The organism is Haloferax sp. AB510 (assembly GCF_024136985.1).
Classification (GTDB): domain Archaea; phylum Halobacteriota; class Halobacteria; order Halobacteriales; family Haloferacaceae; genus Haloferax.
In genome coordinates this window covers 80,854-87,256 of the sequence record NZ_JAMYJY010000005.1, presented here as the reverse complement: position 1 = coordinate 87,256, position 6,403 = coordinate 80,854, and the positions used below count along the sequence as shown (strand labels likewise).

At 64.5% G+C, this 6,403-nt stretch carries 6 protein-coding genes; 4 read left to right on the top strand and 2 right to left on the bottom strand.

Annotated elements, in window-relative coordinates; translation table 11 throughout:
- A partial coding sequence (locus tag NKF06_RS02045; protein WP_253244363.1) for an alcohol dehydrogenase catalytic domain-containing protein occupies positions 1-380 on the bottom strand: 380 nt, incomplete at its 3' end.
- A gap of 44 nt (positions 381-424) precedes the next feature.
- Between NKF06_RS02045 and NKF06_RS02040 the strand changes: the two genes are divergently transcribed.
- The 3 genes from NKF06_RS02040 (at position 425) to sucD (ending at position 3,600) form a co-directional block, all read left to right on the top strand.
- Positions 425-1,279 (top strand): hypothetical protein, encoded by an 855-nt coding sequence (locus tag NKF06_RS02040; protein WP_253244362.1) that lies wholly within the window; start codon positions 425-427, stop codon positions 1,277-1,279.
- A gap of 309 nt (positions 1,280-1,588) precedes the next feature.
- Complete coding sequence (sucC, locus tag NKF06_RS02035; protein ID WP_058566995.1) at positions 1,589-2,734, top strand: ADP-forming succinate--CoA ligase subunit beta; 1,146 nt, start codon at positions 1,589-1,591, stop codon at positions 2,732-2,734.
- Entirely contained in the window at positions 2,731-3,600 is an 870-nt protein-coding gene (gene sucD, locus NKF06_RS02030; protein ID WP_007274603.1) for a succinate--CoA ligase subunit alpha, read from the top strand. Before sucC ends, sucD begins: the two co-directional genes overlap by 4 nt.
- Positions 3,601-3,645: 45 nt before the next feature.
- On the opposite strand, the gene NKF06_RS02025 is transcribed toward sucD, so the two are convergent.
- Positions 3,646-3,939, bottom strand: a complete 294-nt coding sequence (locus NKF06_RS02025) for a zinc ribbon domain-containing protein (protein ID WP_253244361.1) — start codon at positions 3,937-3,939, stop codon at positions 3,646-3,648.
- Positions 3,940-4,096: 157 nt separating this feature from the next.
- On the opposite strand from NKF06_RS02025, the gene NKF06_RS02020 reads away from it, so the two are divergent.
- Positions 4,097-6,403 carry a methyl-accepting chemotaxis protein gene (locus tag NKF06_RS02020; RefSeq protein WP_253244360.1) on the top strand — a complete coding sequence of 769 codons (2,307 nt, stop codon included), beginning with the start codon at positions 4,097-4,099 and terminating at the stop codon, positions 6,401-6,403.

Here is a 6,403-nt window from a genome sequence, read left to right as displayed (position 1 = left end):
TCGGCGACGCCCGCGCCGCCGGCCGCGACGAGGTCCACGTCGTCCGAGAGGACCGCGAGCCGGTCGGTCGGCACGGCCGCGAACTCGGCGTAGCCACCGTAGTGGTCCTTGCCGATGCCGGTGCCGACGACGTGGTCGCCTTCGGCGAAGCCGGTGACGTCGGCCCCGACCGCCGCGACCGTCCCGGCCACGTCGACGCCGGGAATCATCGGCATCGCGAAGGGTTGGTACGAGCCCTCGCGGAAGTACGTGTCGACGGGGTTGACGCCCGCGGCCGCGACTTCAACGAGTACCTCATCCGCCGCCGGGTCGGGCGTGTCGATGTCGTCTACTTGGAGCACGTCGCGTCCGCCGTGGTCGTGGAATCTGACAGCGCGCATAGTCACACAGAAGTTCTTATCCTATTACGTATTTTCCCTACACCATGGACCGAAACCTCGCGCCGTGGCAGAAACGAGGCGGTCCGATGTACCTCTCTGAGAAACAACTCTTGAGCCGGCTAGTAGAGCGTGGGGTTTCCACGCCCGAGGATCTCGCGGAGGACCGGTTTCGAGAGAACGTAATTCGGCTTCAATGCCGCTTGCTCGCCCGTGTAGGGGCAGTCGTGGAAGTCGCTGAAGATACATTCGAAGCGACCGCATCTGGCGAGGCCGTCTTCGCCGAGGAGGGTTGTTCTCCCTGGTTCTCTGGGGAGGATCTCGTCATCGATGAGGAACTCTGTGTCTCCGACTGGCGTCTCACCGACTTTTCGAAGTTAGACCCGACAGACATCAAGCAGATTAACCTCCAGTTCTTCAGAGATCCGGAGAACGACTATCGAATCCTCAACGAATCGCCAACATATACCCAACAAAAAATTCTCGGAGCTACCGATTGGAAACTAAACCGCTTGCTCCGCGAGTTCCCACGGACAGAATCACTCTCACAGCAGTGTGCTCATTGGATGCGTGCGTTTGCTGGAATTCACACGTTTCCGGATGCGAACCATCGAACAGGGATGGCCTCTTTGTACGGTTTACTGAAGCAGAACGATGTCGACTTTCCCGACGAGGAGTGGCCCGGAGATCATATTGAGCGTGCCGTACTGCATTCCAAGATAATTCGTGGCCTCCATTCGGATGTGAAATACAATTCCCTGTGGCTGAAAGACGAACTATACGTTAGTTGGCATCGCTATTTCCGAAATTTCCTCTTGGACTGCGAGAATCGTATGCCGATGAAGCCGACGCTCAAACAGTTACGAAGCGTAATCAACCACGGTCGGGAAAACGGATTTTAGCTCAGACTCGGTCCTCGGCGACCTCTCCGGGCGAACCCATTGCCACGTATTTGTCGTGGTTCCTCTCGATGTTCTTGCTGATTAGATCCAGCGTATCTGGGTTCATCTCTGTATGCGCTTTAGATTGCATATACGCAAAAGTGTTTTCCTATCCAGAGCTTCGGGTTAATTTGACCCTACGCGTGCCGCTCAGCCCTCATAGAATGCATATATGCAAAACAAGTCATCTATTAGGTGAGTCTGACACCGTCGACCCTGAACGTAGATGAATGGGATTTAAGCGCGTGCCTTTCCCTCCCACGCATGGTAATGAAGCTTCACGAATACCAAGCGAAGGATATCTTCGCAGAGGCTGGGATTCCGGTGCCAGAGTCCCGTCTCGCGTCGTCGGTAGAGGAGGTCATGGAGGCGGTCGAGGAGATCGGATACCCCGCCGCCATCAAGGCGCAGGTACACGTCGGTGGGCGTGGCAAGGCCGGTGGCATCAAAATCGCCATGGACGAGGACGAGGCTCGACAGGCCGCAGAGGACATCCTCGGGATGGACCTCAAGGGCTACACGGTCGACCGAGTGCTCGTCGAGGCCGGCGTCGACTTCGAAAACGAGCTGTACGTCGGCATCACGATGGACCGCAGCGAGGGCAAGCCCGTCGCGATGGTCTCGACGGAGGGTGGCGTCAACATCGAGGAAGTCGCAGAGGAGAACCCGGACGCAATCGCCCGCGAGCACATCGACCCCGCGTTCGGCCTGCACCCGTATCAGGCGCGTAAGGTCGTCTTCGAGGCGGGCATCCCCCGCGACGTCGCATTCGATGTCGCCTCGTTCCTCACGACGCTGTACGACCTCTACGAGTCGAACGACGCGTCGGACATCGAAATCAACCCCGTCATGATCACGTCCGACCGCGACATCGTCGCCGCGGACGCCGTCATGAACATCGACGACGACGCCCTGTTCCGTCACGACGACCTCGCGGCGATGGAAGAGGACGCCTACGAGAACGACCTCGAAGCCAAGGCCGGCGAGTACGGCTTCGACTACGTCCGCCTGTCGGGTAACGTCGGTATCATCGGCAACGGTGCCGGGCTCGTCATGACGACGCTCGACCTCGTGGACTACTTCGGCGGCGAACCCGCCAACTTCCTCGACATCGGCGGCGGCGCGAAGGCCGAGCGCGTGGCGAACGCGCTGGACATGGTCTTCTCCGACGAGAACGTCGACTCCGTCGTGTTCAACATCTTCGGCGGCATCACCCGCGGCGACGAGGTCGCCAAGGGTATCAACGAGGCGCTGGAGAGCTTCGACGAGATTCCCAAGCCGGTCGTCGTCCGCCTCGCGGGCACGAACGCCGAGGAGGGCATGGAGATTCTGAACACGGACCTCGTACAGGTCGAGGGGACGCTGGAGGACGCCGTCCAGCGTGCCGTCAAGAACGCACAGGAGGTGTCCCAATGAGCATTTTCGTCGACGACGACACGCGGGTAGTTGTACAGGGTATCACGGGTGGCGAAGGCAAGTTCCACACCCGCCAGATGGTTGAGTACGGCACGAACGTCGTCGCCGGGACCTCCCCCGGAAAGGGCGGTCAGGACGTGGACGGCATCCCCGTCTACGACACCGTCGAAGAGGCGGTCGACGAGGAAGACGCCAACGCCTCGGTCGTGTTCGTCCCACCGGCGTTCGCCGGCGACGCCATCTTCGAGGCGCTCGACACGGACCTCGACCTCGTCGTCGCCATCACCGAGGGCGTCCCGACGCAGGACATGGCCAAGGTCAACAAGCGCCTGTCGGAGACCGACACGCGTCTCATCGGACCCAACTGCCCGGGCATCATCACCCCCGGCGAGTCCAAGCTCGGCATCCTCCCCGGCAACATCTTCGAGGAGGGTAACGTCGGTCTCGTCTCCCGCTCCGGCACCCTCACCTACCAGGTCGTCTCGAACCTGACCGAGCGCGGCATCGGCCAGACCACCGCCATCGGCATCGGCGGCGACCCCATCATCGGCACGTCGTTCGTCGACGCCCTCGAAGCGTTCGAGAACGACCCCGACACGCACGCTGTCGTCATGTGCGGCGAAATCGGCGGCGAGGACGAAGAGCAGGCCGCGAAGTTCATCGCGGAGAACATGGACACGCCCGTCGCCGGCTTCATCGCCGGCCGCACGGCACCGCCGGGCAAGCGCATGGGTCACGCCGGCGCTATCGTCTCCGGTTCGGGAACGGGCACCGCGGAGTCCAAGATTTCCGCCCTCAACGACGCGGGTGTCCCCGTCGGTGACACCCCCAACGAGGTCGCCGACCACATCGAAGACTTCCTCTAAGCCCGCTCGAACGCGGGTTTCAACTCGGTTCGGTTCTTTTTGGCCCTATCGCAACGTCGCGCCGCATAGCCCGCAGCGCCCGCCATCGGTCGCGTTCGGAACGCCGCACTCCCGGCAGACCGCCGTCCGCCGGCGCGACTTCTCCCGCGCGGACCGCAGGAACGTCGTCGGGTCGAGCGCCGTCCCGGTCGGCCCGCCGCCCTCGTCGATCCTGTCGAGGACGCGCTCGACGAGGTCGTCCTCGCGCATGGCGTCGAGCAGCCTGACGAATCCGACGAACAGGAGCGACGGCGCGACGATACAGAAGCCCGCCACGAGCAGGCGGAACTCGGTTTCCATGTGGCTTGCTAGCGCTCGACAGATGTATCGTTGGCGCTCGCATCGCCCGCAGGCACTCGCGCACGTCGACGGCCCGAACGCCGTCGCCTCCGACTCGATTATCTTGTTTGATACTCAAGTGCGCGGATTTATGCACCGTATTCCGGTCGATACGGTAATGGCCGAGAATCTCGTTTTGGAGGCCGAATCACGGCTTCCTGATGCGATTACGGAGAGCTACACGCGGCGGCTCGTCGCCGCGATGCTGCTCGTTTCAGTCGTCGTCGCTGGGGTCGGAGTCGTCCAGTATCAACAGACGGCATCCACGATAGACGAGGACGCCCGCGCCGACCTGCTCACCGAGGCCGAACGCGAGGCCCTGCAGGTGAACACGTGGTTCGACGAGCGGACCCGTCTCGCGACCATCGTCGCCGACGACCCCTCCGCCGGGAGCACCCTCGACGGGCGGTCCTCGGCGACCCTGACGGCCGCCAAAGAGGACATGCCCGCCGACGTGGCCGCGCTCCACTTCGTCGACACCGAGACGACGACCGTCCTCGGCTCGTCCGAGGAGGGCGCGGTCGGGACGACGCTGTTCGAAGACGGGTCGCTTCCGCTCCCCGCGAGCGCCGACCTCTCGGACGACGGCGTCGAGCGGACCACCGTCTACGTCGAAGACGGCGTCGCCTACATGGGTTTCGTCGCGCCGCTTCCGTCCATCGAGCCCCGTGCAATCGTCCTCGTCGCCGAGGCGTCCTCACTCGGGGCCGCGCTCGACGGTAACCACATCGACGGCGGCTTCACCCAACTCGTCACGAGCGACGGACGCGTCCTCTACGACGGCGGTGGCGGCCAATCCAACGTCGCCTATCCCGCCGCTGAGGCGTCCGAACTCGACGCCGCCTTCGCCGGCGAGACGGGCGTCAGCCGCCTCGCCCCTGTCGAGGGCTTCGTCTCCTCGCCGCACGTCGTCGCGCACGTCCCCGTCTCCGGTGGCGTGCTCCTCCTGCACGCCCCCGCGAGCAGCGTCTTCGCGCTCTCCCGGAGCGTCGGTCTCCAGATTGCGACGTTGCTCGCGCTTTCGATGCTCGGCTTCGTCGCCTTCGCGCTCATCGTTCGCGGGAACACCGCGCTCCCGCTCGTCGACCTTGCGTCGACCGTCTCCGCGCTCCGCGACGGCGACCTCGACGTGGAGGTCGAAACCGACCGGCGAGACGAGTTCGGGCAGGTCGTCCGCGGCGTCGACAACCTTCGCGACGACCTCCGCGACCAGCGCGCCGACGCCCGCGCCTACAGCGAGGCGATGACCCGCGCGGCCGACGGTGACCTCCGTGTGCGCCTCTCGACCGACTCCGAGAGCCGCGACATGGCGACGGTCGCCGCCGCGTACAACGAGATGATGGACGACATCGAACAGACCGTCAGTACGGTCAAGACCTTCGGCGAGGACGTGGCGACGCTCGCCGACCGCGTGGCCGACCGCGCCGACGACGTTTCGGCCGCGAGCGAGGAGGTGTCGGCCTCGGTCCAGCAGATTTCCGAGGGCGCGAGCGAGCAGACGGACAGCCTCGTCGCCGCCGCCGACGAGATAAACGACCTCTCGGCGTCCATCCAGCAGATTGCCTCGTCGGCCGACGAACTCGTCCGACTCACGGAGGAAGCCGAAGCACGCTCGCTCGACGGACAGACCGCCGCCACCGACGCTCTCGACGACATCGACGCCGTGCGCGCCGAGACGGAGGCGACCGTCAGCGAGGTCCACGAGCTCGACGACCGCCTCGCTCGAATCGAGGACATCGTCGAGGTCATCACCGACATCGCGGAACAGACCGACATCCTCGCGCTCAACGCGAACATCGAGGCCGCCCGCGCGGGCGAGGCCGGCGAGGGCTTCGCCGTCGTCTCCAACGAGGTCAAACAGCTCGCACAGGAGACCAAGTCCTCGGCGGGCGACATCGAGTCGCTCGTCGCCGAAATCGAGACCCAGCGCGACGCCGTCATCTCCCGCATCGAACGCATGCGGGCGCAGGTCGAAGAGAGCGCCACCTCAGTCGACGAGGCGCTTTCGTCTTTCGACGGCATCGTCGAGCGCGTCGAGGAGACGACCGCGAGCGTCCACGAGATTTCGGACGCCACGGGCAGTCAGGCCGACTCCTCTCAGGAGGTGCTGTCGATGACCGACGAGATCGCGGGTATCTCCGAGGAGACCGCCGCCGAGGCCGAGAACGTCTCCGCGACCGCCGAAGAGCAGAGCGCCGCACTCGTCGACGTCAACGGGGACGTGCGCGAGCTCTCGTCGCACGTGAGCCACCTCGACGACCTTCTCGACGCCTTCGAGGTCGACGACGGAGAGGAGGTCTCAGCGACCGTCGACGACGTGCTCGGCGACGCGGCCGCCGGCTCCGGCGCGAGCACCGACCCGGCCCAGTCCCGCTCCGCGTCCGACTCCCACCCCGAGCGAGAACCCTTGCCCGCGGACGACTGA